The 24,176-nt window shown below is 74.6% G+C and carries 20 protein-coding genes; 8 read left to right on the forward strand and 12 right to left on the reverse strand.

The window, feature by feature from the left end; translation table 11 throughout:
* Nucleotides 1-81 precede the first annotated feature (81 nt).
* From OG618_RS31715 to OG618_RS31725, 3 genes are all read right to left on the reverse strand, one after another.
* The gene (locus OG618_RS31715) at nucleotides 82-2,112 is read right to left on the reverse strand and encodes an FUSC family protein (RefSeq protein ID WP_329491023.1); all 2,031 of its coding nucleotides are present in this window, start codon (nucleotides 2,110-2,112) and stop codon (nucleotides 82-84) included.
* A 107-nt stretch (nucleotides 2,113-2,219) separates the two neighbouring features.
* On the reverse strand, nucleotides 2,220-3,542 hold the full coding sequence (locus OG618_RS31720; RefSeq protein ID WP_329491024.1) for an MFS transporter: 1,323 nt from the start codon (nucleotides 3,540-3,542) through the stop codon (nucleotides 2,220-2,222).
* Nucleotides 3,539-4,171 (reverse strand): ArsR/SmtB family transcription factor, encoded by a 633-nt coding sequence (locus OG618_RS31725; protein WP_329491025.1) that lies wholly within the window; start codon nucleotides 4,169-4,171, stop codon nucleotides 3,539-3,541. Before OG618_RS31725 ends, OG618_RS31720 begins: the two co-directional genes overlap by 4 nt.
* A 278-nt stretch (nucleotides 4,172-4,449) precedes the next feature.
* Between OG618_RS31725 and OG618_RS31730 the strand changes: the two genes are divergently transcribed.
* Entirely contained in the window at nucleotides 4,450-5,193 is a 744-nt protein-coding gene (locus OG618_RS31730; RefSeq protein WP_329491026.1) for a PIG-L deacetylase family protein, read from the forward strand.
* 16 nt (nucleotides 5,194-5,209) lie between these two features.
* On the opposite strand, the gene OG618_RS31735 is transcribed toward OG618_RS31730, so the two are convergent.
* The 3 genes from OG618_RS31735 to OG618_RS31745 all read right to left on the reverse strand — a co-directional run bounded on the left by OG618_RS31735 (nucleotide 5,210) and on the right by OG618_RS31745 (nucleotide 6,941).
* Nucleotides 5,210-5,857: a DedA family protein gene (locus OG618_RS31735; protein ID WP_329491027.1), complete on the reverse strand. Its 648-nt coding sequence runs from the start codon at nucleotides 5,855-5,857 to the stop codon at nucleotides 5,210-5,212.
* 49 nt (nucleotides 5,858-5,906) lie between these two features.
* Nucleotides 5,907-6,101 (reverse strand): DUF1918 domain-containing protein, encoded by a 195-nt coding sequence (locus tag OG618_RS31740; RefSeq protein ID WP_329491028.1) that lies wholly within the window; start codon nucleotides 6,099-6,101, stop codon nucleotides 5,907-5,909.
* A 162-nt stretch (nucleotides 6,102-6,263) separates the two neighbouring features.
* Complete coding sequence (locus tag OG618_RS31745; RefSeq protein ID WP_329491029.1) at nucleotides 6,264-6,941, reverse strand: TetR/AcrR family transcriptional regulator; 678 nt, start codon at nucleotides 6,939-6,941, stop codon at nucleotides 6,264-6,266.
* A 422-nt stretch (nucleotides 6,942-7,363) separates the two neighbouring features.
* On the opposite strand from OG618_RS31745, the gene OG618_RS31750 reads away from it, so the two are divergent.
* Nucleotides 7,364-9,247: an amino acid transporter gene (locus tag OG618_RS31750; protein ID WP_329492365.1), complete on the forward strand. Its 1,884-nt coding sequence runs from the start codon at nucleotides 7,364-7,366 to the stop codon at nucleotides 9,245-9,247.
* A gap of 42 nt (nucleotides 9,248-9,289) precedes the next feature.
* Here OG618_RS31750 and OG618_RS31755 read toward each other — a convergent pair whose 3' ends face one another.
* Nucleotides 9,290-10,144, reverse strand: a complete 855-nt coding sequence (locus tag OG618_RS31755) for a universal stress protein (protein ID WP_329491030.1) — start codon at nucleotides 10,142-10,144, stop codon at nucleotides 9,290-9,292.
* 640 nt (nucleotides 10,145-10,784) lie between these two features.
* Here OG618_RS31755 and OG618_RS31760 point away from each other — a divergent pair.
* Together OG618_RS31760 and OG618_RS31765 are read left to right on the forward strand one after the other, a co-directional pair.
* The gene (locus OG618_RS31760) at nucleotides 10,785-11,762 is read left to right on the forward strand and encodes an ATP-binding cassette domain-containing protein (protein ID WP_329491031.1); all 978 of its coding nucleotides are present in this window, start codon (nucleotides 10,785-10,787) and stop codon (nucleotides 11,760-11,762) included.
* Complete coding sequence (locus tag OG618_RS31765) at nucleotides 11,759-12,547, forward strand: ABC transporter permease (protein WP_329491032.1); 789 nt, start codon at nucleotides 11,759-11,761, stop codon at nucleotides 12,545-12,547. The genes OG618_RS31760 and OG618_RS31765 overlap by 4 nt, the downstream gene beginning before the upstream one ends.
* A 174-nt stretch (nucleotides 12,548-12,721) precedes the next feature.
* Here the strand turns inward: OG618_RS31765 and OG618_RS31770 are convergent, their stop codons facing one another.
* The gene (locus OG618_RS31770) at nucleotides 12,722-13,423 is read right to left on the reverse strand and encodes a hypothetical protein (protein ID WP_329491033.1); all 702 of its coding nucleotides are present in this window, start codon (nucleotides 13,421-13,423) and stop codon (nucleotides 12,722-12,724) included.
* Nucleotides 13,420-13,977 carry a sigma factor-like helix-turn-helix DNA-binding protein gene (locus OG618_RS31775; RefSeq protein WP_329491034.1) on the reverse strand — a complete coding sequence of 186 codons (558 nt, stop codon included), beginning with the start codon at nucleotides 13,975-13,977 and terminating at the stop codon, nucleotides 13,420-13,422. The genes OG618_RS31770 and OG618_RS31775 overlap by 4 nt, the downstream gene beginning before the upstream one ends.
* 413 nt (nucleotides 13,978-14,390) lie before the next feature.
* Between OG618_RS31775 and OG618_RS31780 the strand changes: the two genes are divergently transcribed.
* Nucleotides 14,391-15,218, forward strand: coding sequence for an SAM-dependent methyltransferase (locus tag OG618_RS31780; RefSeq protein ID WP_329491035.1), 828 nt, complete (start codon nucleotides 14,391-14,393; stop codon nucleotides 15,216-15,218).
* A 189-nt stretch (nucleotides 15,219-15,407) separates the two neighbouring features.
* The gene (locus tag OG618_RS31785) at nucleotides 15,408-16,871 is read left to right on the forward strand and encodes a S8 family peptidase (protein ID WP_396490585.1); all 1,464 of its coding nucleotides are present in this window, start codon (nucleotides 15,408-15,410) and stop codon (nucleotides 16,869-16,871) included.
* Between the two features lie 105 nt (nucleotides 16,872-16,976).
* Here the strand turns inward: OG618_RS31785 and OG618_RS31790 are convergent, their stop codons facing one another.
* The 3 genes from OG618_RS31790 to OG618_RS31800 form a co-directional block, all read right to left on the reverse strand.
* Nucleotides 16,977-17,819 carry an MBL fold metallo-hydrolase gene (locus OG618_RS31790; protein ID WP_329491036.1) on the reverse strand — a complete coding sequence of 281 codons (843 nt, stop codon included), beginning with the start codon at nucleotides 17,817-17,819 and terminating at the stop codon, nucleotides 16,977-16,979.
* 20 nt (nucleotides 17,820-17,839) lie between these two features.
* The gene (locus tag OG618_RS31795) at nucleotides 17,840-20,722 is read right to left on the reverse strand and encodes an AfsR/SARP family transcriptional regulator (protein ID WP_329491037.1); all 2,883 of its coding nucleotides are present in this window, start codon (nucleotides 20,720-20,722) and stop codon (nucleotides 17,840-17,842) included.
* 214 nt (nucleotides 20,723-20,936) lie between these two features.
* Nucleotides 20,937-21,764 (reverse strand): TIGR04222 domain-containing membrane protein, encoded by an 828-nt coding sequence (locus OG618_RS31800; protein ID WP_329491038.1) that lies wholly within the window; start codon nucleotides 21,762-21,764, stop codon nucleotides 20,937-20,939.
* Between the two features lie 262 nt (nucleotides 21,765-22,026).
* Here OG618_RS31800 and OG618_RS31805 point away from each other — a divergent pair, with 262 nt between their 5' ends.
* Nucleotides 22,027-22,575: an RICIN domain-containing protein gene (locus OG618_RS31805; RefSeq protein ID WP_329491039.1), complete on the forward strand. Its 549-nt coding sequence runs from the start codon at nucleotides 22,027-22,029 to the stop codon at nucleotides 22,573-22,575.
* A 250-nt stretch (nucleotides 22,576-22,825) separates the two neighbouring features.
* Nucleotides 22,826-24,163, forward strand: coding sequence for a GH1 family beta-glucosidase (locus tag OG618_RS31810; RefSeq protein WP_329491040.1), 1,338 nt, complete (start codon nucleotides 22,826-22,828; stop codon nucleotides 24,161-24,163).
* Nucleotides 24,164-24,176 lie beyond the last annotated feature (13 nt).

Below are 24,176 nucleotides of genomic sequence, written 5' to 3' on the forward strand. Positions count from 1 at the left end.
GCGCGGGGTCGGCAGGCGTCCCGCGTGGTGCGTGCTCAAGCCGGGCCGGGCGAGGCGTCCCGCGTGAGGGGGTGCCGGTGCTCAGCCCGGGCCCGGGGAGGCGATCGCCCGGGCGGCCCGCACCTCCTGGCGCAGCGGCGCCAGCACGCCGTCCTCGGCGGACTCTCCGCCGGACTCCTCGCCGGTCTCCGGCCCGGTCCCTCTGCCGGTCCGCCCGGTGCTGGCGGCCGGGTCGGACGGCGGAGGGGTCGCGGGTCGCGGAGCGTCGGCGCGCAGGGCCGCCGCGAGCTCGTCGAGCTCACGGGTGATGGCGGCGACCTCGGCCGCCGGCGGCGGGGGCACCCCGTGGTCGATCCGGACCCGGGTGGCGGTGGTGGCCTCCACGATCCGCTCGACGGCGATGACCAGCGGCCACCACGCGGCGGCCCGCGCCCCGGTGGGCGGGGGTTCGGTGAGCGCCCGCTGGAACTCCGACCGCACGGCGGACAGGTCGCGGTAGAGCCTGCGCCGGTGGCGGAGCCGGGCCGACTGGTCCCGGCCGGGGTCCGCGTCGAACGCCAGCCTGACGTAGGCCGCGGTGTCCGCCGCGGCGTCCGCGAGCCGGTCGCCGATCCGGGTGTGCCAGGACTCCAGCCAGAGCAGGTAGCCGGCGATCAGCGAGACCCCGCAGCCGATCAGCGAGTCGTAGAGCCGGGGCGCCACCAGCCGGAACCCCTGGTGGTTGAGCAGGTCGGAGAGGAGCAGGATGACCGGGGTGATCGCCGCGGTCTGGAAGGCGTAGCCCTTCGCGGAGAACGCCGGGATCAGCATCGCGAGCAGGGCGATGGTCGGCACGTCCCACCATCCGCGCGGCACCTCGGCGAGGACCGGGACGGCGATCAGCAGGCCGACCGCCGTGCCGAACGCCCGCAGCACGGCGCGCGAGAAGACCGAGCCGAAGTCGGGCTTCATCACGAAGGTGACGGTCAGCGCCACCCAGTACGAGCGGGGCACGGCGATCACCGAGACCAGCGTCTGGGCGACGCCGATGCACAGGGCCAGCCGCAGGCCGTAGCGCCAGGACGCCCCGGACAGCAGGGCCGCGCGGGCCGTGCGGCGGGCCCGGACGTGCAGCACGGCGGGGCGGCCGAGCCGGTCGGCCCCGCCGAACGGGTCCGGCGCGGGCTCCCCGGCGACGGCGGCCGCGTACCGCAGCGCCTGGTCGACGGCCCGCTCCGAGGGACCGGTCGGCGGTGGCAGGTCCAGCGTGTGCGGCTCGCCGGGCCGCCCCCGCTCGACGGTGTCGGCCAGGGCCCGGGCCGCCGCCTGGTAGGCGTCCGGCAGCGGGCCGAGCGAGGCCGGGCGCAGCTTCGCCGCCGAGGCGGCCTCCACGACCGGGATCACGGCGTTGAGCTGGGCGAGCAGCCGGGTGAGGCCGGGGGAGCGGCCGTGCCGGCGGGTGCGGTGGGCGAGCAGCAGGTCGTAGGACCGGTTGAGCGAGTGGGTGACGGCCAGGCGCCGTTCGTCGTGCGCGGGGGTGCCCGCCGCCCGGAGGAAGTCGGCGACGGTCCGGTACGTCTGCGCGACCGCCGTCCGCTCCGGGACGCCACCGCGCAGCGGCCAGGCGAACAGGGTGAGCGCGAGCACCACCAGGCCGCCGAGGAGGAGCAGCAGCGGCGGCTTCCACCAGGGCGCCGGCATCGGCAGGCCGGCCCCGACGACGGCGTTGAGCAGGAGCAGCAGCCCCGACACCGAGGCGACCGAACCGATCGAGGAGATCATGCCGGAGACCAGCGCGATCAGGGTGAGCACGACGACGGCGAGCCAGCCCTCCCCGTACACCAGGGTGCCGAGGGTGACGCCGACGGCGCCGAAGAGCTGGGGGACGGCGATGTTGTAGACCCGCATCCGGTAGGCGTCGGCGGTGTCGCCGATGACTCCGGAGAGCGCCCCCATGGAGGCCAGCGCGCCGTACTGGGGCTGCCCGGCCGCGAGACCGACGGCGAGCGGCGCGGAGAGGGCGACGGCGGCGCGGGCGACGGCCGCCCAGGGGATCGGTGCGGGCTGCGGGCGCAGGCCCGCGGTGATCCAGCTGGGGGGTGCGAGCCGGCCGGCTCGTGCGCTCCGTGCCATACGAGAAACGTACGGCTCCGGGCCGGGGCGGGCCCGGTGTCGGCGCGCCGGACGGCTCGGTGTCGCGGCGCCGGGGGCGGGGTGCCGGGGGGCGGGGTGCCGCCCCGTCAGGGCCGGCCGACCGGGGTGGGGGAGGCGGCCGGGGTGGCCGGCGCGGCGGAGCCGTCCGGGAGGTCGCGCAGGCGGGGCAGCGGGGACAGCCAGAGGACGGCGGCGGCGAGCGGGACGGCGGCGGTGGCCAGCCACATCGCGGGCACCACCCCGACGGCGGAGGCGGTCGCGCCGCTGGCCAGGGCGCCGAGGGGGATGGCGCCGTAGTTGAGGAAGGAACCGCTCGCGCTGATCCGGCCGAGCACCCGGGCGGGGACGTGGCGCTGCTGGAAGGTGGCCCGGAGGACGTTACCGGCGACGATGCCCGCCGAGACGGCGAGACCGCCGAGGACGTAGCAGGCGACACCGGCGCCCGGCCCGGTCAGCGGGATCAGCAGGGCCAGCATCGGCACCCAGAACAGGAAGAGCATCAGGGCGCGGGCGGTGCCGATCGCGGCTCCGACCCGGCGGGCGACGGCCGCGCCGAGGACGCCGCCGGCACCGGCGGCGCCGACCACCGCGCCGATCGCGCCGTCGGAGAGACGGGCCTGCTCGACCAGGAAGACGACCTGGATCGACTGGTAGGCCATCAGGGCCATGTTGGCCAGCGCCCCGTGGAGGGCGAAGGTGCGCAGCCAGACGTCGCCGGTGATCAGGCGTAGGCCCTCGGAGACCTCGCGCCGCAGGTTCGGGCGGGGGCTCGGGGCGGTGCCCGGGTGGTCGCCGCGGCGTGCCGCCGGGGCGGGCTCGCGGGTGCGGATGGCGGCGGTGGAGAGGAGCGAGAGGAGGAACGTGGCGGTGTTCGCGAGCAGGCTGTTGACCGGGCCGAAGGTCTGGGCGGCGGCGCCGCCGGCGCCGAGCCCGACGATCTGGGCGGCCGAGGCGCTGCCGTGCAGGGCGGCGTTCCCCTCGGCGCGGTCCGGTTCGGCGACGAGGGCGGGGAGGTAGGCGGTGTACGCGGTCTGGAAGAAGACCTCGGCGGCGCCGGTCGCCGCGGCGACCGCGAGGAGCTGGCCGGTGGTGAGGACGCCGAGCACGGCGGCGGCGGGGACGGTGAGGTGGAGCACCAGGGAGACGGCGGTGGAGACGAGCATGACCGTCCGTCGGCGCATCCGGTCGACCCAGGCGCCGGCCGGCAGGCCGATCAGCAGCCAGGGCACCCACTTCGCGGCGACCAGCAGGGCGGCCTCGAAGGCGCCGGCGTGCAGGACGCCGACGGCGATCAGCGGTAACGACAGATTGGTGAGGGCGCCGCCGAACCTGCCGGCGACCTCGCCGGTGAAGAGAAGCCGGAAGTCCCGGTTGCGGCGGAGCAGCGAGCCGCGGGCGCCGGCGCTCATTCGGCACCGCGCGACGTACGGGGGAAGGACTGCAGTTGCACCACGACCGGCAGCGCGTCCGGCGCCGGGTCGGCGTCCGGGGCGGGGGTGTGGCGGCCGATCACCTCGAACAACTCCTCGTTGAGGGCCTTGAGCTGAGACGGCGTCAGGCGCAGGTTGGTCCAGTCCGCGATGGTGCCGGAGTTGCGCCAGTCGCCCGCCCAGTCCTCGCTGAGGTAGGAGGTGACGCGGTTGAAGTACTGCTGCACCAGCTCGTGCGTGTAGAGCGCCACCGCGCCCCGGCTGTCCGGGTCGTCCCGGAACTCGGCGGTGTTCAGCTCGTTGCGGACGGGGATCCGCCGCCACCAGCGCTCGCGCTTGGTGCCGCGTCCGGTGTCCTCCTCGATGAAGCCGTGCTCGGCGAGGTGGCGCAGGTGCCAGCTGACGGTGCCGGTGTTCTCGCCGAGCCGTTCGGCGAGCCGGGTGGCGGTGGCGGGACCGTCCAGCTTCAGCAGCTCGAAGATCCGCATCCGCAGCGGATGGGCCAGCCCGCGCAGGCTGCGGGCGTCCAGCCGGCGGAGCGGCCGGTCGGCCGGCGGCTGCGGCTCGGTCGGGTCCGGCGGCTCGGTGGGGGCGGGGTGTTCGGTCATGGCGCCATCGTAGGGTGCAGAGTGTTCTCTGCATAGGTGTCTCTGCAGAGAACACTCTGCAAGTTGCCCCGGAGTGATGCCCGGAGGAGTGTGGGGAGCGTGCGGAGCGGGCGGGCGGAGAACCGGAGTGACGTCCTCCGGGCACGTCGGCCTGCCCGGGGCGGTGGCCGACGGTCGATCGACTCGGTGATCTTCTAGAGTCGCCAGCGGTACGACTGTATGACCACCGTGCGGTCTCGGAGACTGTGCGGAGCGCGACACCGAGAGGCGGCACCACCATGAACGACCAGCAGGCTCCCGAGCCGTTCGAGCCCGTCGACGAGGACTGGCAGACCGCGCTGGCGGTCGTCGCCCACCCCGACGACATGGAGTACGGCGGTGCCGCCGCCGTCGCCCGCTGGACGGCCCAGGGCAAGAAGGTGGTCTATGTGATGGTCACCAGCGGCGAGGCCGGCATCGACTCGATGAGCCCCGAGGACTGCGGCCCGCTCCGCGAGGCCGAGCAGATCGCCTCCGCCGCCGTGGTCGGCGTCGACACCGTCGAGTTCCTCGGCCACCCGGACGGGGTGCTGGAGTACGGGCTGCCGCTGCGCCGGGACATCGCCCGGGCCGTCCGCCGCCACCGCCCGGACATCGTCATCACCAGCAACTTCCGTGAGACGTACGGCGGGGTCTTCCTCAACCAGGCCGACCACATCGCGGTCGGCCGGGCCACCCTGGACGCGGTCCGGGACGCCGCCAACCGCTGGGTGTTCCGCGAGCTGGTGGCCGAGGGGTACGAGCCGTGGAACGGGGTGCGGGCGGTCTGGGCGGCCGGCTCGCCCGAGTCGCGGCACGCCGTGGATACCACCGAGCACTTCGACAAGGGCGTCGCCTCGCTCGCCGAGCACAAGGCGTACCTGGCCGGGCTGGGCGGTGCGATGGCCGATCCGCAGGAGTTCCTGGAGGGCTTCGGCCGGGGCGCCGGCAGCCGGCTCGGCACCCGGTTCGCCGTCCCCTTCGAGGTGTTCCCGCTGCGCTGAGGCGTGCCGCGCGGGATCAGGAGCCGTGGTCGGCGTGCTCGCGGCGGCGCCGCCGGTGGCGCAGCAGCTGCCGGGCGGCGAGCGCCGCGCAGAGCACGCCGACGGCGACCAGCAGCCACAGCTGGTACCGGACCGCCGTCCGGTACACGGCCCCGATGTTGGCCCCGGCCAGGTAGCCGAAGGCGGACCAGACCCCCACCCAGAGCGCCGCGCCGAGCACGTTGAACGGCTGGAACCGCCGCCAGGGCATCTCGGTGGTGCCGGCGATGATGCCGTTGGTCTGGCGCAGCCCGTCCACGAAGCGCGCCACGGTGACGACCTTGCCGCCGTGCCGGGCGAAGAAGCCGTCGGCGCGCTCCATCCGGGCGGGGGTGAGCAGCACGTAGCGGCCCCACCGGTGGACGAAGGCGCGGCCGCCGGTGCTGCCGATCAGGTAGCCGAGGCTGTTCCCGAGGACGGCGGCCGCGAAGGCGATCCCGACCACGGCGGCCAGGTCGAGGTGCCCGGCGCCGGCGTAGACCGCGGCCAGCACCAGGATGGTCTGGCCGGGCGCGGGGATTCCGCAGTTGTCCAGCAGGACGAGGAGCGCCACGGCCGCGTAGCCGTACTCGTCGAGCAGCGGGGCGAGCCCGGCGAGCGGGCCGGGCAGTGCGGGCTCGGACACGTGGCTCACCACCCCGCGCCGGTCGGGCCCGGGGTGGCGGCCGGATGGGTCAGCGGAGCGCCTGGCGGGGCTCGATGTTGCAGTCGGGGCCGGGGTAGATCAGCCCCGTGTGGCCGTCCTCGAAGCGGACCATGTACGGCGGCTCGCCCTCCGCGCCGCGCACCTCGATGATCTCGCCCTTCTGGTCGACCATGCCCACCGCCCTGCTGTGGATGTGGAGCTGGTCACCTACCGCTGCGTGCATGGTCTGCTCCTCGGGTCGCGATGGCCGCCCGGGCGGCCGTTCTGCTTCCACTCTGCTGCGGCGGGGGCGGGCCCGCAACGGCTTGGCCGTGCGGCCGGTGCGGGGGGCGGGTGTCGTCGTGGGCCGGTCGACGTCGCCGGGCGGGGCACGGTGCGGGCCCGGTCAGTGGGGGCCGAACTGCTCGGCGAGGTAGCAGCGGACCAGTCGCTTGCACTCGCCGATCAGCGCCGGATCCCCGTCCGGAGCGCTCCGGAAGGCGAGCTTGAGCACGGCGTCCGCCGCCTCCAGGGCCACCCGCAGTGCGAGCGTGAGCGCCGCCGGGTCGGCCGTCGCGAACAAGTCGCCGCCGAGGGCCTGGAGGCGCAGCGCGACGGCGGTGTTGTTGTCGAGGTCGGTGTCGAGCAGGTGCAGGTCGTCCCGGACCCCGGCGGGCACGGCCGCGCCGGCCAGCCCGAAGTCCACCTGGCCGAAACCGGGGACGGCCCGCTTCATCGCCACGAACTCGTCCACCGCGAGGTCGGTGAACCCCGCGGTACCGGTCGGCGCCGCGTCGAGCAGCCGGCGGTCGAGGCGCTCCAGGTAGTGGTCGAGGTTGCGGCCGGCGAGCGCCGCCAGCAGGTCCTCCTTGCCGGCGAAGAACTGGTACAGCGTGCCGATCGGCACCTGGGCGCGGTGCGCGACCTCCTTGGTGGTGAGCGCGGCCGCGCCGACCTCGTCGAGCAGCCCCGCGCAGGCGTCCAGGAGCCGCTCGTAGCGCTCCTGGCTGCGCTGCTGCACCGGCCGCCGCCGGCCCGGTCCGCCCTGCCCGGCCACCCGGTGACTCCTCGTGTCCGCGCTCATGGGGCCACTGTGCCGCATCGGGTGTTCCACGGGCCAATCATCGCTGTGAGCCGTGCTCATATTCTTCGCCGCGGCGCCCCGGCCGAGCTGTCCGTCGCCCGGTCGCCGGCGGGTCGTCGCCGTCCGGCCGCCGGGACCGCGACGCCCGCTGCCGGGGCCGGGCACGGGCAGCGGTGGTTCCTGCGGCCGCGTGTGCCTGCGGCCGGGGGAGAGTGTTCCGCCATTGCGGCGACATCGCCCCGGCGCTGCCCGGTCCGATGATCCGAGCCGCATACCCTGTCGCCTTGCCGTCGCCCGACGGTGAGGCGGCGTGGGTCGGTGGACAGGGGTGCGGCTTGGTTTCGTCGGGTTCGGCCGATCCGGGGGCCGCGGCGTCGGGGCGGCAGCGCTTGCGTGCGTGGTTGCTGGACGGGCTGGCCGACATGGCCAAGCAGTACCCCGGGCCGCACGCGCAGGCGCCCGTCGAGCACCAGGGCGCCCGCTGGTGGCGGGTGATGTGCCTGACCGGTCTGGACTACTTCTCGACGCTCGGCTACCAGCCGGGCATCGCCGCGCTGGCGGCCGGCCTGCTGTCCCCGGTGGCGACCATCGTGCTGGTGCTGGTGACGCTGTTCGGCGCCCTGCCGGTGTACCGGCGGGTCGCGAAGGAGTCCCCGCACGGCGAGGGCTCGATCGCGATGCTGGAGCGGCTGCTCTCGTTCTGGAAGGGCAAGCTCTTCGTCCTCGCGCTGCTGGGCTTCGCCGCTACCGACTTCATGATCACCATCACCCTGTCGGCCGCCGACGCCACCGCGCACCTGGTGGAGAACCCGCACCTGCAGAGCGCGCTGAGCGGCCGGCAGGTGCTGATCACGCTCGTCCTGGTCGCGCTGCTGGGCGGCGTCTTCCTGAAGGGCTTCAGCGAGGCGATCGGCCTGGCCGTGGTGCTGGTCGCGATCTACCTGTCGCTGAACGTGGTGGTGGTGGCCACCGGGCTCTGGGAGGTCGCGCGCTCCCCGCACCTGGTCACCGACTGGTCGGACGCGCTGACCACCGAGCACGGCAACGTGGCCGCGATGATCGGCGTCGCACTGGTCACCTTCCCCAAGCTCGCGCTCGGCCTGTCCGGTTTCGAGACCGGCGTCGCGGTGATGCCGCACATCGAGGGCGATCCGGAGGACACCGAGGAACGGCCGACCGGCCGGATCCGGGGCGCCCGGAAGCTGCTGACCACGGCCGCGCTGATCATGAGCGTCTTCCTGATCACCACCAGCTTCATCACCACCCTGCTGATCCCGAAGGCGGCGTTCGAGCCCGGCGGCGAGGCCAACGGCCGGGCCCTGGCCTACCTGGCGCACGAGTACCTGGGCAGCGCCTTCGGCAGCGTCTACGACCTGGCCACGATCCTGATCCTCTGGTTCGCCGGCGCGTCGGCGATGGCGGGCATGCTCAACCTGATGCCCCGCTACCTGCCGCGCTACGGCATGGCGCCGGCCTGGGCGCGGGCGGTGCGGCCGATGGTCATCGTGCTCACCCTGATCGCCTTCCTGGTGACCTGGCTCTTCGACGCGAGCGTCGACGCGCAGGGCGGCGCGTACGCCACCGGCGTGCTGGTGCTGATCACCTCGGCCGCGATCGCCGTCACCATCGCCGCGCACAAGGCCCGCCAGCGCAACTGGACCGTCGGCTTCGCGGTGATCGCGGCGGTCTTCGTCTACACCACGGCGCTGAACATCGCCGAGCGGCCGGACGGCGTCAAGATCGGTGCCTGCTTCATCGCCGGCATCATCCTGCTGTCGCTGCTCTCCCGGCTCAAGCGGGCCTTCGAGCTGCGGGTGACGGACGTCGCGTTCGACGAGGCCGCCGAGCGTTTCGTCCGCGACTACACGCACCGCCCGCTGCGCCTGATCGCCAACGAGCCGAACAGCCGGGACCTCGCGGAGTACCAGGAGAAGAAGCGCCAGATCCGGGCGGACAACGACATCCCCGCCGAGGACGACCTGGTCTTCGTCGAGGTCACCGTGCTCGACCCGTCGGAGTTCGAGACCGTCCTGAAGGTCCACGGGGAGGTCCTGCACGACCGCTACCGGGTGCTCACCCTGGAGAGCTCCAGCGTGCCGAACGCCCTGGCGGCCCTCCTGATGGAAGTCCGGGACCGGACGGGGCAGCAGCCGCACATCTACTTCGAGTGGACCGAGGGCAACCCGTTCGCCCAGTTCCTGCGGTTCTTCCTGTTCGGCCACGGCGAGGTCGCGCCGGTCACCCGCGAGGTGCTGCGGGAGGCCGAGCCGGACCGCGGCCGCCGCCCCCGCGTCCACGTCGGGTGAGCGGGACTCCGGGGGCTGCGGGCGTCGAGGCGGGCCGGGCGCTCAGACCGGAACGACCGCGACCGGGCAGCCGGCGTGCCGGACGACCGCCTGGCTGGTCGAGCCCAGCCTGCCGAGCGGTCCGCGCTGCTCACCGTGGCGTCCGACGACGACCAGTCGCTGGGTCTGCGACCCGGCGACCAGCTCGCGGGCCGGGTTGGACCGCACCGCGGTCGCGGTGACGGTGACGTCCGGGAACTGTTCGCGCGGGCCGGCCAGCACCTCGGCCAGCAGCCGGTCGTGCTCGGCGGCGATGTCCGCCTCCTCGTAGACCAGCGGGAGGTCGTGCGCGGGCCCGGCGACCAGCGGATAGGCCCAGGCGTGGACGGCGAACAGGGGGAGGTTCCGGCGCCGCGCGGAGTCGAAGGCGTAGGCGAGGACCTCGTCGTCGTGTCCCTTGCCCTGGACGCCCACCAGCACGCCGCCGCCGCCGGCGCCGGCCCCGGTGTCGTGCACGACGACGACCGGGCAGGTGGCGTGGCCGGCGGCCCGGAGACTGGTCGAGCCGAGCAGCAGGCGGGGGAAGCCCCCCGTACCCCGGGCGCCCAGGACCAGGAGCAGGGCCTCCTCGGCCGCTGCCGCCAGCGCCTGCCGCGGATGGTCGTCCACCAGCTCCGTCACGACGGCGAGGCCGGGGTGCCTCAGCAGGGCGCGTTCGCGGGCCGCGTCGAGCAGGCCGGCGCCCGCGTCCTTGCTGAGCCGGGTCTCCTGACCCGCGGGAGCGTGTGCCGCCTCACCGAACCAGGCGTGGACCACGCGGAGCGGCGCGTTGCGCAGCCAGGCCTCGTCCGACGCCCAGTCCACGGCCTCCAGGCTCGACTGGGAGGCGGCGACGCCCACGACGACGGGGTTTCTCATGGCCGGCTCCTCCTGACTGCGGGGCGGCGTCGCGGGGCAGCCCGGTGCTCGCACGGGCACCGCGTCCGGTCCTGCGTCCAGGCTATGCCGCGACCCGCGCGGTGGCAGGGCGGGCGGGTCGCGGGCCGGGGGTCGCGGGTCGGGGGCCGGGTGCTCGTCCGGGGCCGGGGGCCGGGGCCGGGGCGGATGTCGGGCGGGCCGGTGGGGTGCCTGCGGGTGGCGTCGTGGCAACGCCTGGCGCGTGGGTGGTGCCATCTGGTGTCATCCGGTGTCATGAGACGTCATGAGGCGCCACGGGTGCTGCCTCCAGGGGCTTCGGGGTGCGAGGTGCCCGGTCGTTGGGGGTGCTTGCTCCAGGATCGGGCAGCTGGGAGGCCCGGGAATGCCTGGCACGAGGCCGATGTCAGGGTGGGTGCCATAAAGGCTTGCGGATGGCGCCATCATGGTGCCACCATAGCGTCATCGGCCTCGCGACGTCAGTGATCCCGGAGACGATCGACGACGTCGTGGTCCGAAGAACCACACCCGGCAGAGCACCATCGACCTCCTCCGGGCCGCGGGCTGAGCCCCGGCGCCGCCACCTCGCACACGCCCCAGTCACTTCAGTTCTCGAACGGGAGGGCTCATGCCTTCATCCGCCATGCCCACACCCAGGCGGGCCGACGGTCACCTGCCACCGGCCGCCGTCTCCGCCGTCGGTCTGCGCAAGTCCTACGGGGACAAGACCGTCCTCGACGGCATCGATCTGCGGATCCCGGACGGGTCCGTGTTCGCGCTGCTCGGCCCGAACGGGGCCGGCAAGACCACCGTCGTCAAGATCCTCTCCACCCTGATCGGCGCCGACGGCGGACAGGCCCGGGTGGCGGGCCACGACATCGCCACCGCGCCGCAGGCGGTGCGCGCCGCGATCGGTGTCACCGGGCAGTTCTCCGCCGTCGACGGCCTGATCACCGGCGAGGAGAACATGCTCCTGATGGCCGACCTGCACCACCTCACCAAGCGCGAGGGCCGCCGGGTCGCCGCCGAACTCCTGGAACGCTTCGACCTGGTGGAGGCGGCCGGGAAGCCCGCCTCCACCTACTCCGGCGGCATGAAGCGCCGGCTGGACATCGCCATGACGCTGGTCGGCGGCCCGCGGGTCATCTTCCTCGACGAGCCGACCACCGGCCTCGACCCGCGCTCGCGCCACACCATGTGGCAGATCATCCGCGAACTCGTCACCGGCGGCGTGACCGTCCTCCTCACCACCCAGTACCTGGGGGAGGCCGACCAACTCGCCGACCGCATCGCGGTCCTGAACGACGGCCGGATCGCCGCCGAAGGCACCGCCGACGAGCTGAAGCGACTCATTCCCGGCGGCCACGTGCGGCTGCGCTTCGCCGACCCGGCCGCCTACCGGTCCGCCGCCCTCGCCCTGCACGACGTCACCCGCGACGACGAGGCCCTGGCCCTGCGGATCCCCAGCGACGGCAGCCAGCGCGACCTGCGCGCCGTCCTCGACCGGCTGGACGCCACCGGCATCGCGGCCGACGAACTCACCGTCCACACCCCCGACCTCGACGACGTGTTCTTCGCCCTGACCGGCGGCACCGACCAGTCCAAGGAGACCGTCCGATGAGCTCCCTCTCCCTCGCCGTGCGCGACTCCTCCACGATGCTGCGCCGCAATCTCCTGCACGCCCGGCGCTACCCGTCACTCACCCTGAACCTGCTGCTCACCCCGATCGTCCTGCTGCTGCTCTTCGTCTACGTGTTCGGGGACGTGATGAGCGCGGGGATGGGTGGCGGCGCCGACCGCTCCGCGTACATCGCCTACGTCGTGCCGGGCATCCTGCTGATGACCATCGGTGGCACGGTGGTCGGGACGGCGGTGTCCGTCTCCAACGACATGACCGAGGGCATCATCGCCCGCTTCCGCACCATGGCGATCCACCGCGGGTCGATCCTCGTCGGACACGTCATCGGCAGCGTCCTGCAGTCGGTCGCCAGTGTCCTCCTCGTGGGCGCCGTCGCCGTGGCCATCGGCTTCCGCTCCACGGACGCCACCGCCCTGGAGTGGCTGGCCGCCTTCGGTCTGCTCGCGCTCGTCGCCCTGGCGCTCACCTGGATCGCGGTGGGGATGGGCATGGTCAGCCCGAACGCCGAGGCCGCCAGCAACAACGCGCTGCCGCTGATCGTCCTGCCGCTGATCTCCAGTGCCTTCGTCCCGGTCGACGCGATGCCGGGCTGGTTCCAGCCGATCGCCGAGTACCAGCCGTTCACGCCGGCCATCGAGACCCTGCGCGGCCTGCTGCTCGGCAGCGGGATCGGCTACAACGGCTGGCTCGCCGTCGCCTGGTGCGTGGCGCTCACCGTCCTCGGCTACCTCTGGTCGAAGTCGGTCTTCAACCGTGATCCGAGGTAGCGCCGGGCGGCCGGGGTGGGGTGGGGTGGGGTACGCGGACACCGCGTCGGCGCACCCCGCCCCGGCGGCGGTGGCCCGCGACCCGCGAGCGGAGGCCGGCGCGGCGCCCCCTCGGCCGCGCCGCCTGGGCCGCACCCGGCTGACGCGTCGTCCGGGCTGCGTCACCGGGTCGCGTCACCGGGCTGCGGCGAGGTCCTCGACCAGGCTGGCGGACGGCTGGGGGATCTCGCCGAAGTCCTCGTCCTCGCCGTCCACGACGAGTTGGTTGAGGACGGCCTGCAGCCGGGGCGGGAGGCGGGGGGCGAGACCGTCGTGGCAGCGGGCGAGGATGTCGTGCCGCACCTGCTCGGGGAGCAGCGCGGTGGCGGGGCGGTGGGGTCCGGGGCGGTGCCGCGAGTTCTCGGCCAGGTTCTCCGCCTGGGCGCGCCAGTAGGCGGCGTCCCGCGTCTCGCCCGCCTGCTGGTGGTGCAGGTGGAGGAGGTACGCGGCGGTGGTGCTACCGGAGCCGGCCGCGAACTGCCACCAGAACTGCGCGGCGTCCACCCGGCCGGTGAGGGCCAGCAGACAGGCGAGGACGAGCGCGCCCTCCGGGTGGATCCGGGACCCGTTGACCAGCTGTTTCAGGGACGCGCCGGCCTGCGGTGCGTTGAGGACCAGGGCGATGGCGAGAGAGAGTTCGTGGGCGGCCTGCTCGTGGGCGGAGGGGAAGGGTGCCGGTGCGACGGTGATCCGCGGCGGCTGCACGGGCGGTGCGGCCGCGGTGCCGGTGAAGACCTCCGTCCGGCCTCCCGCTTCCGTGTCGGTCGGCCAGCCGTTGCAGGCCGGGCCGCCGTCGAGCCAGGAGGTGAGGCCGGGGTGGTCGAGATTGCGGTTCACCGGGACTCCCTGTCCGAGAGGTCGGGTCGGCCGATGGCCTTGGCTATCCGCCGGCGGGCGTGGCGGCGGTTGGACCGCAGGGTGGCGGTCGGCGTGCCGAGGTAGGCGGCGGCCTCGTCGTCGTCCAGGTCGAGGCAGTAGGTGAGGACCATGATGTCGCGTTGGCGCTCGGGTAGGGCGAGGATCGCGGTGAGCAGGCCGATCTGCTCGGGCAGGGTCTCCAGGCTGAGCCGGGCCTGTCGGCAGAAGTGTCCGATCACGGCGTCCATCGCGGCGATCTGCACCGCGGCGGGCTGGCTCTGGGCGTCCAGCCAAGCGCCGAGGTGCTCCTTGAGCAGGCGCCAGGCGTAGGCGGCGGGGATCTCCTGGCGCAGGGCGAGGGACCAGTTGCGACGCAGGTGGGCCTTCATCTCGGCGACGATCAGTTCGGCGGCGCCGTGGTCGGCGCCGACCTGGGTGCGGGCGAAGCCCGACCAGGCCCGCTCGTGGGTGGCGCAGAACGCCTCGAAGGTGAGCCGCAAGCGGGGACCGTCCGGTGCGCTGCTGTCGTTCATGGCTTGCCCTCCCCTGCGCCCGCCCGTCGGGGGCGGCGCCTGCCGGTCGATCGTCATGTCGGTCCTCCTCGTGTCTGCGGTGTGGGGCCACCGAGCCTGAGCGAGGGAACGGTTGAGGCCCCCGTGGAACATGCAAGCGCAGCAGGGGCGGCTGTGTGCAAAGAGAGAATCAAGAATACTGACTGAAAGTAATATGATGAATACGCAGACGATACTGATGGATCGTCACATGCCGGTGGCATAGGTTGGACCGGTTCAGTGAGGCGCCGGTCGCAGCGGCCGCCGCGCCGGTTGACCGGCATCGGTCGTGGGCAGATGTCTCCACTGAGAGGTGCGCCCTGGCGCGCCTGAGCGCGCGCCGCATGGCGCATGGGGGTGGCGCGGCCCACGGGCCGACAAGGCGGGGGAGACAGATGGCGGGGAGCAGGGGAAGTCACGACGGCGTCGAGGTCGATCTGCAGTTGCACCGGGCGCACTCGGCCCGGATGTACGACTACTACCTCGGTGGGACGACCAACTTCGCGGCCGACCGCGAGGCCGCGGGGCAGGCCCTGGCCGTCTTTCCCTGGGCGCCCGTCGCGGCCCGGGCGAACCGGGCGTTCATGCACCGGTCCATCCGCTTCCTGGCCGGTACGGGGATCGACCAGTTCCTGGACATCGGTACCGGCATCCCGACCAGCCCCAACCTCCACGAGATCGCCCAGCAGGTCAATCCGCAGGCCCGGGTGCTCTACACGGACAACGACCCGATCGTCTTCGCCCACGCCCAGGCCCTCCTGCGTTCCAACCCGGCGGGCCGCACGGTCTACCTCCAGGCCGACGTCCACAAGCCCGAGGCCATCCTGGAGTCCGCGGAGCTGCGGGAGGCCCTGGACCTGGCGCGGCCGGTGGCCCTCAGCCTCGTGGCGCTCCTGCACTTCATCCCGGACGAGCGGCAGGCGCACGCCGTGGTGGACCGGCTCAAGAGCGCGCTCGCCCCCGGCAGCGCCCTCGTGATCAGCCACGGCACGGCGGACTTCGCGCCCGCCGCCGCCGAGCGCGTCAGCCAGGTGTACGCCGCCGCCGGCACCCCGGTGCGGATGCGCGGCCGGGAGGAGGTCCGGAGCTTCCTCGACGGCTGGGAGATCCGCGACCCCGGTGTGGTGGCCACCCACCGCTGGCGGCCCGATCCGGACGGCTCCGGCCCGGAGATCACCGAGGCCGAGGCCTCCGCCTACGCCGCCGTGGCCGTCAAGCCCTGACCGGCGCGCGGCCGCCCGCGGGAAGGGCCGGCCGTGGGAGAGGGCCGGCCGCGGGGCCGGAGACCGGTGCTGTTCCGGCGGGTGACAGGGGTGTGTCGTGAGCGGTCCCCGGTTCAAGGGATCATTGCCCTGGCACGTTGCGTCGAGACCTCGTGCGAACGCCTTGCAGACGGGCTGATCGGAGAACACATGTCACCCCTGGTACGTCGGCGGACCGGTCGTCGGGTCCTCGCTGTCGCCGCCCTGACCGCGGTGGCGGTCGGCGTCCCCGCGGTGCTCACGGCCATCCCCGCCTCCACGCCGGAGGCGGCCCCGCCCGGCTGGTCCGCCGGGATCCGCTCGTACCTGGTGATCAGCGCACCCGCCGACGTCCACTCCGCCAAGGCCGCCGTGGTGGCGAAGGGGGGCACGGTCTTCGCCTCCTACGACGCGATCGGCGTGGTCGTCGCGCACTCGACCACCGGCGACTTCGCGACCACGCTGCGGGGCGTGCCCGGGATCCAGCAGGTGGGCGCCACCCGCACCGCCGACGTGCCGGCCGACGCCTACGCCCCGGCGGTGCCGGCCGCCCCCGACGAGTCGGACGAGGCCCCCGACGAGACCGTCGGCTGGAACATGAGCCAGATCAGGGCCGACCAGGCCTGGGACGTGACCACCGGCTCCCGCACCGTCAAGGTCGGCGTGCTGGACACCGGTGTGGACGACCTGCACCAGGACCTCGCGCCCAACTTCGACGCCGCTGACTCCGTCTCCTGCGCCTACGGCAGGACCGATACCCGGGCCGGATCCTGGCGCGCCATCGGCTCGCACGGCACCCACGTCGCGGGGATCATAGCCGCGGCCAGGAACGGCGTGGGCGTCGTCGGTGTCGCCCCGGGCGTGGAGATCGCCTCGGTCCGGACCGCGGAGCCGGGCAGCCTCACCTACGCCGAGAACGCCGTGTGCGGGCTCGTCTGGGCCGGTGACCACGGCTTCCGGGTGACCAACAGCAGCAACGAGACCGACCCGTGGCTGTTCAACTGCCCGGACAACCCGGATCAGGCCGCCATCATCGAGGGCGTCAGGCGCGCCCAGGAGTACGCCGAGAGCCGGGGATCGCTCCAGGTCGCCGCCGCCGGCAACGCCAACCAGGACTTCGCCGGAACGCCGACGGACACGTCGAGCCCCAGCGACTCCGAGCCCTTCGAACGGACCGTCACCAAGGCCTGCCTCGACGTCCCCGCCGAGCTTCCGGGTGTGGTGGCCGTCGCCTCCACGGCCGTCGGCGGCGGCTGGGCGTCCTACTCCAACTACGGCGAGGGCGTCATCGCCCTCGCGGCGCCGGGCGGCGACGGTGACGCGGACGTGTACTCGACCGTGCCCGGCGGGGGCTACGGCATGATGAGCGGCACCTCGATGGCCTCCCCGCACGTCACGGGTGTCGCCGCGCTGATCGCGAGCACCGACCCGTCGCTCACCCCGGCCGGGATCCGCGAGCGCCTCGCCGCCCAGGCCGACCCTCAGCCGTGCCCCGCCTCGGACACCCGCTGCGTCGGCACCGAGGGCGACAACGGCTTCTTCGGCAAGGGCGAGGTCGACGCGCTGAAGGCGGTCGGGGGCGCCGTCGCCGCCACGCGGCGGCCGGTGGCGGTGGCCGGCGGCTCCCCGGAGTAGCGACCCGGCGGTCCGGGGCCGTCGTCGGGGCGCCGCGCCCCGACGCGCCCCGACGTACCCGCCGGTACCCCGACGTACCCGCCGGCGCCCGGACCCACCCGCGGGTCAGGGCCGTCCCGGGTGCGGTGCCGGGGGGCGGGGGAAGTCGGCCGGGTCGTGGGCGCAGATCAGTCGGACCTCGTCGTGGTGCGCGCGGCGCAGTTCGCGCAGGCGTTCCCGGTTCTGCAGGCGGGCGCCGTTGTCGAACGCCATCATGCGCTGGAAGGCCGTCAGCCCGGGCGGGCGGCGGGGTGCGGCGGGGTCGACGTCCGTCTGCGAGAAGTAGGCGTCGCCGCAGTGCAGCAGCCAGCGGTCGGCCTCCCGGACGGCGACGCCGCAGTGGCCGCGGGTGTGCCCCGGCAGGGGCACGAGCAGCAGGTCGGGGCCCCCGCGCCAGGGCGCCGGGATCGCGCGGAAGCCGTACCAGCTCTCGGTGGCGGCGTCCGGTCGGTGCTTCACCCAGCGCGGACCGTGGGCCCACTGGACCGGGCGGTAGCGGTCGCGTTCCCCGCGGGTCGCCAGGGCCTCGACGGCCCGGAGCTCGTCGGCCAGGACGTGGACCCGGGCGTGCGGGAAGTCGCCGATCCCGCCGGCGTGGTCGGGGTCGAGGTGGGTCAGGACGATGTCGCGGACGTCGCGCGGGTCGTGGCCGAGCGCGCGGATCCGGTGCACCGCGGTGGCGGCCGGCCGGAGCCGGGGCCGGACCGTCCGCAGGAAGGACCGCCCGAGCCGCCGCGGGTCCGCGACGTCAGCGGTCCCGAACCCGGTGTCGACCAGGACCAGTCCGTCCGCGCCCTCCACCAGCAGGCAGTGGGCCGTCAGCCGGCCGATCAGCGGTCCGCCGCTGCCCAGGAGCAGCCGGCCCCCGACGGGGCACATGGTGGCGCAGTTCAGGTGATGGATGGTCATCTCGTCTCCGGTGTCCCGTGCTAGGCGAGTCGCAGGCCGTGGCGGGCCCGGGGGGTGGGCGCGATCGCGGTCGGGCCCGCCGGGGTCCGGCGGCCCGCCGGTCCGGCCAGCCGCCCGTCCAGGTCCTCGGCCAGCCGGACGTCCCCGTGCGCGGTGTACAGCTCGCCCGCCGCCCGGAGCTGGTCGCCGGCCTCCTCGGTGCGTCCCGTCCCCGCCAGGAAGTCGGCGAAGTGACGCCGCACCAGGGCGTGCAGCCGGACGTTGCCGCTCGACCCGCACAGGTGCAGCGCCTCCCGCCAGACCCGTTCGGCCGCCTCCGGTTCGCCCAGCGCCTGCCGGGCGAGGGCCTCGCTGACCATCGCCCACAGGTGGGCGTTGGCGGTCGGACGGTCGGACAGCAGCGCGCGCGTCTCGCGGGCGTGCTCCAGCGCGGCCGCCGGCTCGCCCAGCACCACCTTGATCGCCGCCGCGTTGCTGAGCACGGTGGCGGCGTGCTCGCGCAGTCCGCTCGCCCGGATGAGGGCGAGGGCGGCCCGCGCGATCCGGTCCGCCTCGGCCGGGTCGCCGGACAGGGCGGCCATCGAGGACCGTACGGAGAGGGCGTGGATGTGCAGTTCGCCGTCGTCCGGGGTGGTCCGGCCGACGGCCCGCCCGGCGAGCGGCAGCGCCTCGGCGACGCGTCCGCTGGAGCCGAGGGCGCAGGCCGTCGCCGCCTCCATGGCGGCCAGCCCCTCCCGGCCGCCGTCCAGCCGGGCGGCCCGCAGCCCGACCCGCAGGCAGTCGAGCCGGTCGGCGACCCGCCCGGCGCCGTAGTAGAGGATCGAGGCCGACCGGGCCAGGCGCCACGCGCGTTCGTACTCGCCGCGATCGGTCGCGGCCGTCACCAGCGCGCGGAGCACCGGCTCCTCGGCGTGGCACCAGGCGAGCGTGGACCGGACGTCGCCGAGCCGCGGCAGCGCGCGCGGCCCGGGCCCGGCCGGCCGGAACGGCTCGTGGTACGGGTTGATCCGCCGGACCGCCAGGCCGGTCGCGACGAGCTCGTAGTCGACCAGGCGCCGGAACGCCGCCCGTTGCCGCTCGGGGGCGAAGCGGGCGAACAGCTCCGAACCGTAGAGCCGGACCAGGTCGTGCCGGCCGAAGCGACCGGGCGTCTGCTCCGCCAGTAGGTGGTGCGCGGTGAGCGGGCCGAGCGCGTGCCGGGCGCCCTCGGCGTCGGTGTCCAGCAGCGCGGCGGCCGCGTACGGGTCGGTGGTGCTGCCCGGGTGCACGGTCAGCAGCGCGAGCAGGCTCCGCGCGCCGTCCGGGAGATGGTGGTGCGTCAGGGTGAGCGCCGCCCGGACGCTGACCGCCCCGCCCTGGGTGCCGAGCGCGGCCAGCCGGGTGCCCTCGTCGCTCAGCTCGTCCACCAGGTCGGCGATCCGCCAGCCCGGGCGGGCGGCGAGCCGGGCGGCCACGATCCGCAGCGCCAGCGGGAGCCGGTCGCAGAGACCGATCAGCCGCCCGGCCGGCTCCGGCTCCGCCGCCACGCGCTCGGCGGTGAGCAGGCGCTCCAGCAGGCGGTGCGCGTCGGCGGACGGCAGGGCGGCGAGCTGGAGCAGCGCGGCGCCGTCGGTGACGACCAGGTCCTCCAGGCTGTTCCGGCTGGTGATCACGGTGGCGCAGCCGGGCCCGGACGGCAGCAGGTCGGCCACCTCGGCGGCGCACCGCGCGTTGTCCAGCACGACGAGCAGCCGGCGCCCCTGGGTGCGGTCACGGAACAGTGCCGCGCGCGCGGCCCGGTCCTCCGGGATCGCCTGCTCGGGGAGGCCGAGCGCGCGGAGGAAGCGGCCCAGGGCCCGGGCCGGGTCGCCCGGACCGGCGGGGTCGAAGCCGCGCAGGTCCGCGAAGAGGACGCCGTCCGGGAAGCCCGCCGCGACGCGGTGGGCCCAGTGGAGCACCGTCGCGGTCTTTCCCACCCCGGCGGGGCCGGTCACCACGGCCAGGCCGTCCCCGGTCCGGTCGGGCCCGCACTGCCGGCCGAGCCAGTGGTGCTCCGACGAGCGCCCGACGAAGCCCCGGGGCGGCCCGGGCAGGTCCCCGACGGCCACCGGCGGCTCGACGGCGGCCGTGTTGTCGGAGGTGTCGGAGGTGTCGGGGGTGTCGGGGGCCTGACGGGAAGGGGCGCCCCGGCCGGGGCGGTCGGTGGCCGGCAGCTCGGCCAGGGCTGCCTGCAGCGCGGGCCCCGGTGCGACGCCCAGTTCCTCGTCCAGCCGGGCACGGGCCCGGTGGTAGACGCGCAGTGCGTCCGCACCGCGACCGCTCTGGTGCAGACAGCGCATCAGCAGGGCCGCGGTGGGCTCCCGCAGTCCGTCCGCGCGGACGCTCTGCTCCAGGACGGGGACGGCCGCGTGGCCCAGGCCGAGCCGCAGCTGGCGCCGCGCCCACGCGGTCAGGGCCTCGGTCCGGCCCTCGTCGAGCCGGCCGGCCAGATCGGTGCAGAGCGGGGTGGCCGGAAGATCGGCCAGGGCGGCGCCGCGCCAGAGCCCGAGCGCCCGCTGGAGCAGCCCGGCGGCGGTGGCGTCGTCGGTTGTCTCGGCGGCCCGCGCGGCCAGTGCCCCGGCGGCGAGGGCGTCGACCGCCCCGGGGTCGCCGTCGAGCCGGTAGCCGGGCGCGCGGGTGGTGAGCGTGAACCCCGAGCCGGCCAGCACCTTGCGCAGCGCCGCGACGTGCCCCTGCAACGCCGCCTTCGCCTGGATCGGCGGCTCGTCGCCCCACATCAGCTCGAAGAGCCGCTCGACCGCCACCGTCCGGCCCAGCTCCAGCGCGAGCAGGGCGAGCACCGCCCGCCGCTTCGCACCGCCGACCGCGGCGGCCTCGCCGTCCGCGCGCCACAGCTCGACCGGTCCGAGCAGCCGTATCCCCATCGTCCCCGTCCCGCCTGTGCCGTGCCGCGCCCTGCGGTGCCCCTGCTGTGCTGTGCCTGTTCCGTGCAGGGGTGGCATCGTACCGACGGGTAGCATCCCGGTGGCACCCGTCGTCCGACGGGGGAGGGGCGGCGGGCGACCTCCTGGCGCCCGCCCCGGGGCCGGGCCGGGCGCCGTTCCGGGTGCCAGGTCGGGCGCCGGGCCCGGCGTCGCGTCAGAGACCGCCGAGCCCCGGGGGGTCGTCGACGGGCGGCCCGGTATGCGGACCTTCGGGCCAGGAGACGGCCCCGGAGAGGGGGCCGAGCCTGCCGGTGAAGCCGCCCCGACGAACGGCGGTGGCGAGCAACTCGGCATCGTGCGCGGAGAGATCGTCGTTGGTGCGGGGGATCCACGGCTCGTGGTCGGCGTAGTGGGCCTCCAGCGCGGCCCGCCCCGCGTCCGTCCGGCTGCAGTGCCAGTAGTGGCCGCTCACCGGCGGGGCGGCGGCCTTCCAGCCGACCGCGAGGAGGACGGCCGTGGCCACGAGCGGGACCAGGAACGCGCGGCCTCCCTCGGCGGCGGCCAGGCCGACGGCGGTCAGTCCCATCGCGACGGACGCCACCTGGGCCCACACCAGCCAGGTGTGGCTCCGCTGCGCCGCCCGGGACCGGCCGGGGTGCCGCACCAGCCCCTGGTCGCCGAGCCGGTCACCGATCGCGAGGACGGCCCGGCTCCGCTGGAACCGGTTCATCCGGCGCCAGGTCCGGCGGCTCGGCGAAAGCCCGATCACCTTGATCACGTCGGCTTCGACCGCGTCGCGCGGCACGGGATCGATGACGGTGAGCACCTTGTCCCGCGCCCTCAGCCGCCCGCCCAGCACCATCGCGGCCATGGCCGCCCGGGCGACCCGGTCCTCGTAGAGCTGCAGGAAGGCCACCTCGTAGAGCGTGAACTCCTCGCCGGGCGCCCGCGGAACGACCGGAGCGTCCAGGAAGACGCGGAGCGCGCGCCGGTACCGGACGGCGCAGGCCGCGGTCGACCCGTAGGCGACGACAAGCAGCACCCACCAAGGCACGGCACAGTCCCTCCACCCCGCCGACAGGTCACCCGCCCTCTACCCCGCCCGGTCGCGCCCGACGCGGAGGAGCCCCCGGCGACCGGGCTGCCCGGGCGGTGAGGGGCACGCGGAGGTCCGACGGGGCGTCAAAAATAGTTCCAGGACACCTGCAACCTCACCGGGGTCGGCACGTCTATGAGGTTGAGACGGTCGGGAAGCCCGGGTGTCTCGATCCGAAGCACAGGTACAGAGATCCCATGGGGGAACCATGAACAACCACGTCCTTGCCAAGCGCCGTCTCGGCTCCGCCGCCACTGCGGTCGCCCTCGGGCTCGGCGCCGGGCTGCTGGCCGCCGCCCCGGCCTCGGCGTCCGGGATGTCCTACGTCCCGCTCTCGGCCGACTCCGCGGTGGCGCTCCAGAACGCCGAGACCGGCAAGTGCCTGGGAGTCGTGGACTTCCGCACCGACGACGGTGCGCCGGTCCGGCAGTCGTCCTGGTGCTCCGACACCGCGCAGCAGTGGCGGATCAGCGACGGCTTCCTCGTGAACGTGTACAGCGGTAAGTGCCTTGAGGTGCCGGGCTGGAGCACCGACCGGGGCACCGCGGTCGACCAGTGGACGTGCAACGGCGGCGCCAACCAGCGCTGGGGCAAGGTCAACGTGAACGGCACCACCTCGGCCGTCGTCAACTTCAACAGCGGCCTCGTCCTCGACGTCTCCGGCGGGGACCCGAGTGACACGACCCCCGTGATCCAGTGGTCCCCGGGCGGCCCGGCGAAGACGAACCAGCAGTGGGCGCTCAACCCCGTCGGCTGACCCGCCCCGGCCACCCGGCCCGGCGCTTCCGCCGGGCCGGGTGGCCACCCTTGCCGGCCGGGTGCGGTCGGCGCAACTCGCCCGCGCCCGGGGCTTGGTCAGGCTTCCGGGGCGATGTCGGCGCGGGGTCGCCGATGTCGACGTGTCCGCGGTGGCACGTCAACCTCCGGATGTCCTGGCCGTCCACCTCTGGTGCTTCGGCGTCCGGCCAGTAACATGAGCCCTCCTCGCGTTTCTGTAGGAGGTTGTCATGCAGGCTCGACTTGAACTGCCGTCCGGGTTCCGCTGGGGCGTCTCCACGGCGGCCTACCAGATCGAGGGGGCCGTCGAGGAGGACGGCCGCGGGCCTTCGGTCTGGGACGTGTTCGCCGCCCGGCCCGGCGCGGTGCGGGACGGGCACACCGGGGCGGTGGCCTGCGACCACTACCACCGGTATCCCGAGGACATCGCGCTGATGCGGGGCCTCGGGCTGGACGGCTACCGGTTCTCGATCGCCTGGCCTCGCGTGCAGCCCACCGGCGCGGGCCCGGTCAATCCCGCCGGGCTCGACTTCTACGACCGGCTGGTGGACGCCGTGTTGGATGCCGGGATCACCCCGCTGCCCACGCTCTTCCACTGGGACCTGCCGCAGGCTCTGGAGGACGCCGGCGGCTGGCTGAACCGCGACACCGCGTACCGGTTCGCCGAGTACGCGGCGGTGGCCGCGGACCGGCTCGGCGACCGGGTACCCGCCTGGATCACCCTCAACGAGCCCTTCGTGCACATGGTCTACGGCTACGCGATGGGCATCCACGCCCCCGGCCGGACCCTGATGCTGGACGCACTCCCGGCCGCCCACCACCAGCTGCTCGGCCACGTCCTGGCCGCTGCCGCCCTGCGCGAGCGCGGCCTGGAGGTGATGATCGCCAACAACCTCACCCCGGTCTGGCCCGCCTCCTCCTCGGAAGCCGACCTGGTCGCCGCGCAGGCCTACGACGCCCTGCACAACCGCCTGTTCAGCGACCCGCTCCTGCTCGGCCGCTACCCCGACCTCGCCGCCTACGGCGTCGGCCCCGACCTCGGCGGCAGCGTCCGGGACGGCGACCTGAAGCTGATCGCCGGGACGCCCCTCGACGGCCTCGGCGTCAACTACTACAACCCCACCCGCATCGCCGCCCCCACCGACCCCGGCCTCCCCTTCACCGAAGCCCCCATCGAGGGCGTCCCCCGCACCGCCTTCGACTGGCCCGTCGTCCCCGACGGCCTGCGCGAACTCCTCGTCGGCCTCCGCCAGCGCTACGGCGCCGCCCTCCCGCCCGTCACCATCACCGAGAACGGCTGCTCGACCACCGAAACCCTCGACGACCAGCCCCGCGTCGACTACCTCGCCGGCCACCTCGACGCGGTGGCCGCAGCGGTCGCCGACGGCGTGGACGTGCGCGGCTACTACACCTGGTCACTGCTCGACAACTACGAATGGGCCGAGGGGTTCAGTCAGAGATTCGGTCTCGTCCATGTCGACTTCGAGACGCAGAAGCGGACCCCCAGGGCCTCGTACGGCTGGTATCGGGACGTGATCGCCGCCCAGCGGAAGCGGTCCGCGAGGTAGGCGGGCCGGTCTG

This window comes from Kitasatospora sp. NBC_01246 (assembly GCF_036226505.1).
GTDB lineage: Bacteria > Actinomycetota > Actinomycetes > Streptomycetales > Streptomycetaceae > Kitasatospora.

Excerpts from the sequence above, each read along its gene's own strand:
- OG618_RS31790 (WP_329491036.1), bottom strand. The coding sequence starts at position 17,819 with ATGACCATCCATCACCTGAACTGCGCCACCATGTGCCCCGTCGGGGGC.
- OG618_RS31765 (WP_329491032.1), top strand. The coding sequence starts at position 11,759 with ATGAGCTCCCTCTCCCTCGCCGTGCGCGACTCCTCCACGATGCTGCGC.
- OG618_RS31740 (WP_329491028.1), bottom strand. The coding sequence starts at position 6,101 with ATGCACGCAGCGGTAGGTGACCAGCTCCACATCCACAGCAGGGCGGTG.
- OG618_RS31760 (WP_329491031.1), top strand. The coding sequence starts at position 10,785 with ATGCCCACACCCAGGCGGGCCGACGGTCACCTGCCACCGGCCGCCGTC.
- OG618_RS31750 (WP_329492365.1), top strand. The coding sequence starts at position 7,364 with ATGGCCAAGCAGTACCCCGGGCCGCACGCGCAGGCGCCCGTCGAGCAC.
- OG618_RS31805 (WP_329491039.1), top strand. The coding sequence starts at position 22,027 with ATGAACAACCACGTCCTTGCCAAGCGCCGTCTCGGCTCCGCCGCCACT.
- OG618_RS31780 (WP_329491035.1), top strand. The coding sequence starts at position 14,391 with ATGGCGGGGAGCAGGGGAAGTCACGACGGCGTCGAGGTCGATCTGCAG.
- OG618_RS31755 (WP_329491030.1), bottom strand. The coding sequence starts at position 10,144 with ATGAGAAACCCCGTCGTCGTGGGCGTCGCCGCCTCCCAGTCGAGCCTG.
- OG618_RS31785 (WP_396490585.1), top strand. The coding sequence starts at position 15,408 with ATGTCACCCCTGGTACGTCGGCGGACCGGTCGTCGGGTCCTCGCTGTC.
- OG618_RS31810 (WP_329491040.1), top strand. The coding sequence starts at position 22,826 with ATGCAGGCTCGACTTGAACTGCCGTCCGGGTTCCGCTGGGGCGTCTCC.
- OG618_RS31720 (WP_329491024.1), bottom strand. The coding sequence starts at position 3,542 with ATGAGCGCCGGCGCCCGCGGCTCGCTGCTCCGCCGCAACCGGGACTTC.
- OG618_RS31795 (WP_329491037.1), bottom strand. The coding sequence starts at position 20,722 with ATGGGGATACGGCTGCTCGGACCGGTCGAGCTGTGGCGCGCGGACGGC.
- OG618_RS31715 (WP_329491023.1), bottom strand. The coding sequence starts at position 2,112 with ATGGCACGGAGCGCACGAGCCGGCCGGCTCGCACCCCCCAGCTGGATC.
- OG618_RS31775 (WP_329491034.1), bottom strand. The coding sequence starts at position 13,977 with ATGAACGACAGCAGCGCACCGGACGGTCCCCGCTTGCGGCTCACCTTC.
- OG618_RS31745 (WP_329491029.1), bottom strand. The coding sequence starts at position 6,941 with ATGAGCGCGGACACGAGGAGTCACCGGGTGGCCGGGCAGGGCGGACCG.
- OG618_RS31725 (WP_329491025.1), bottom strand. The coding sequence starts at position 4,171 with ATGACCGAACACCCCGCCCCCACCGAGCCGCCGGACCCGACCGAGCCG.
- OG618_RS31730 (WP_329491026.1), top strand. The coding sequence starts at position 4,450 with ATGAACGACCAGCAGGCTCCCGAGCCGTTCGAGCCCGTCGACGAGGAC.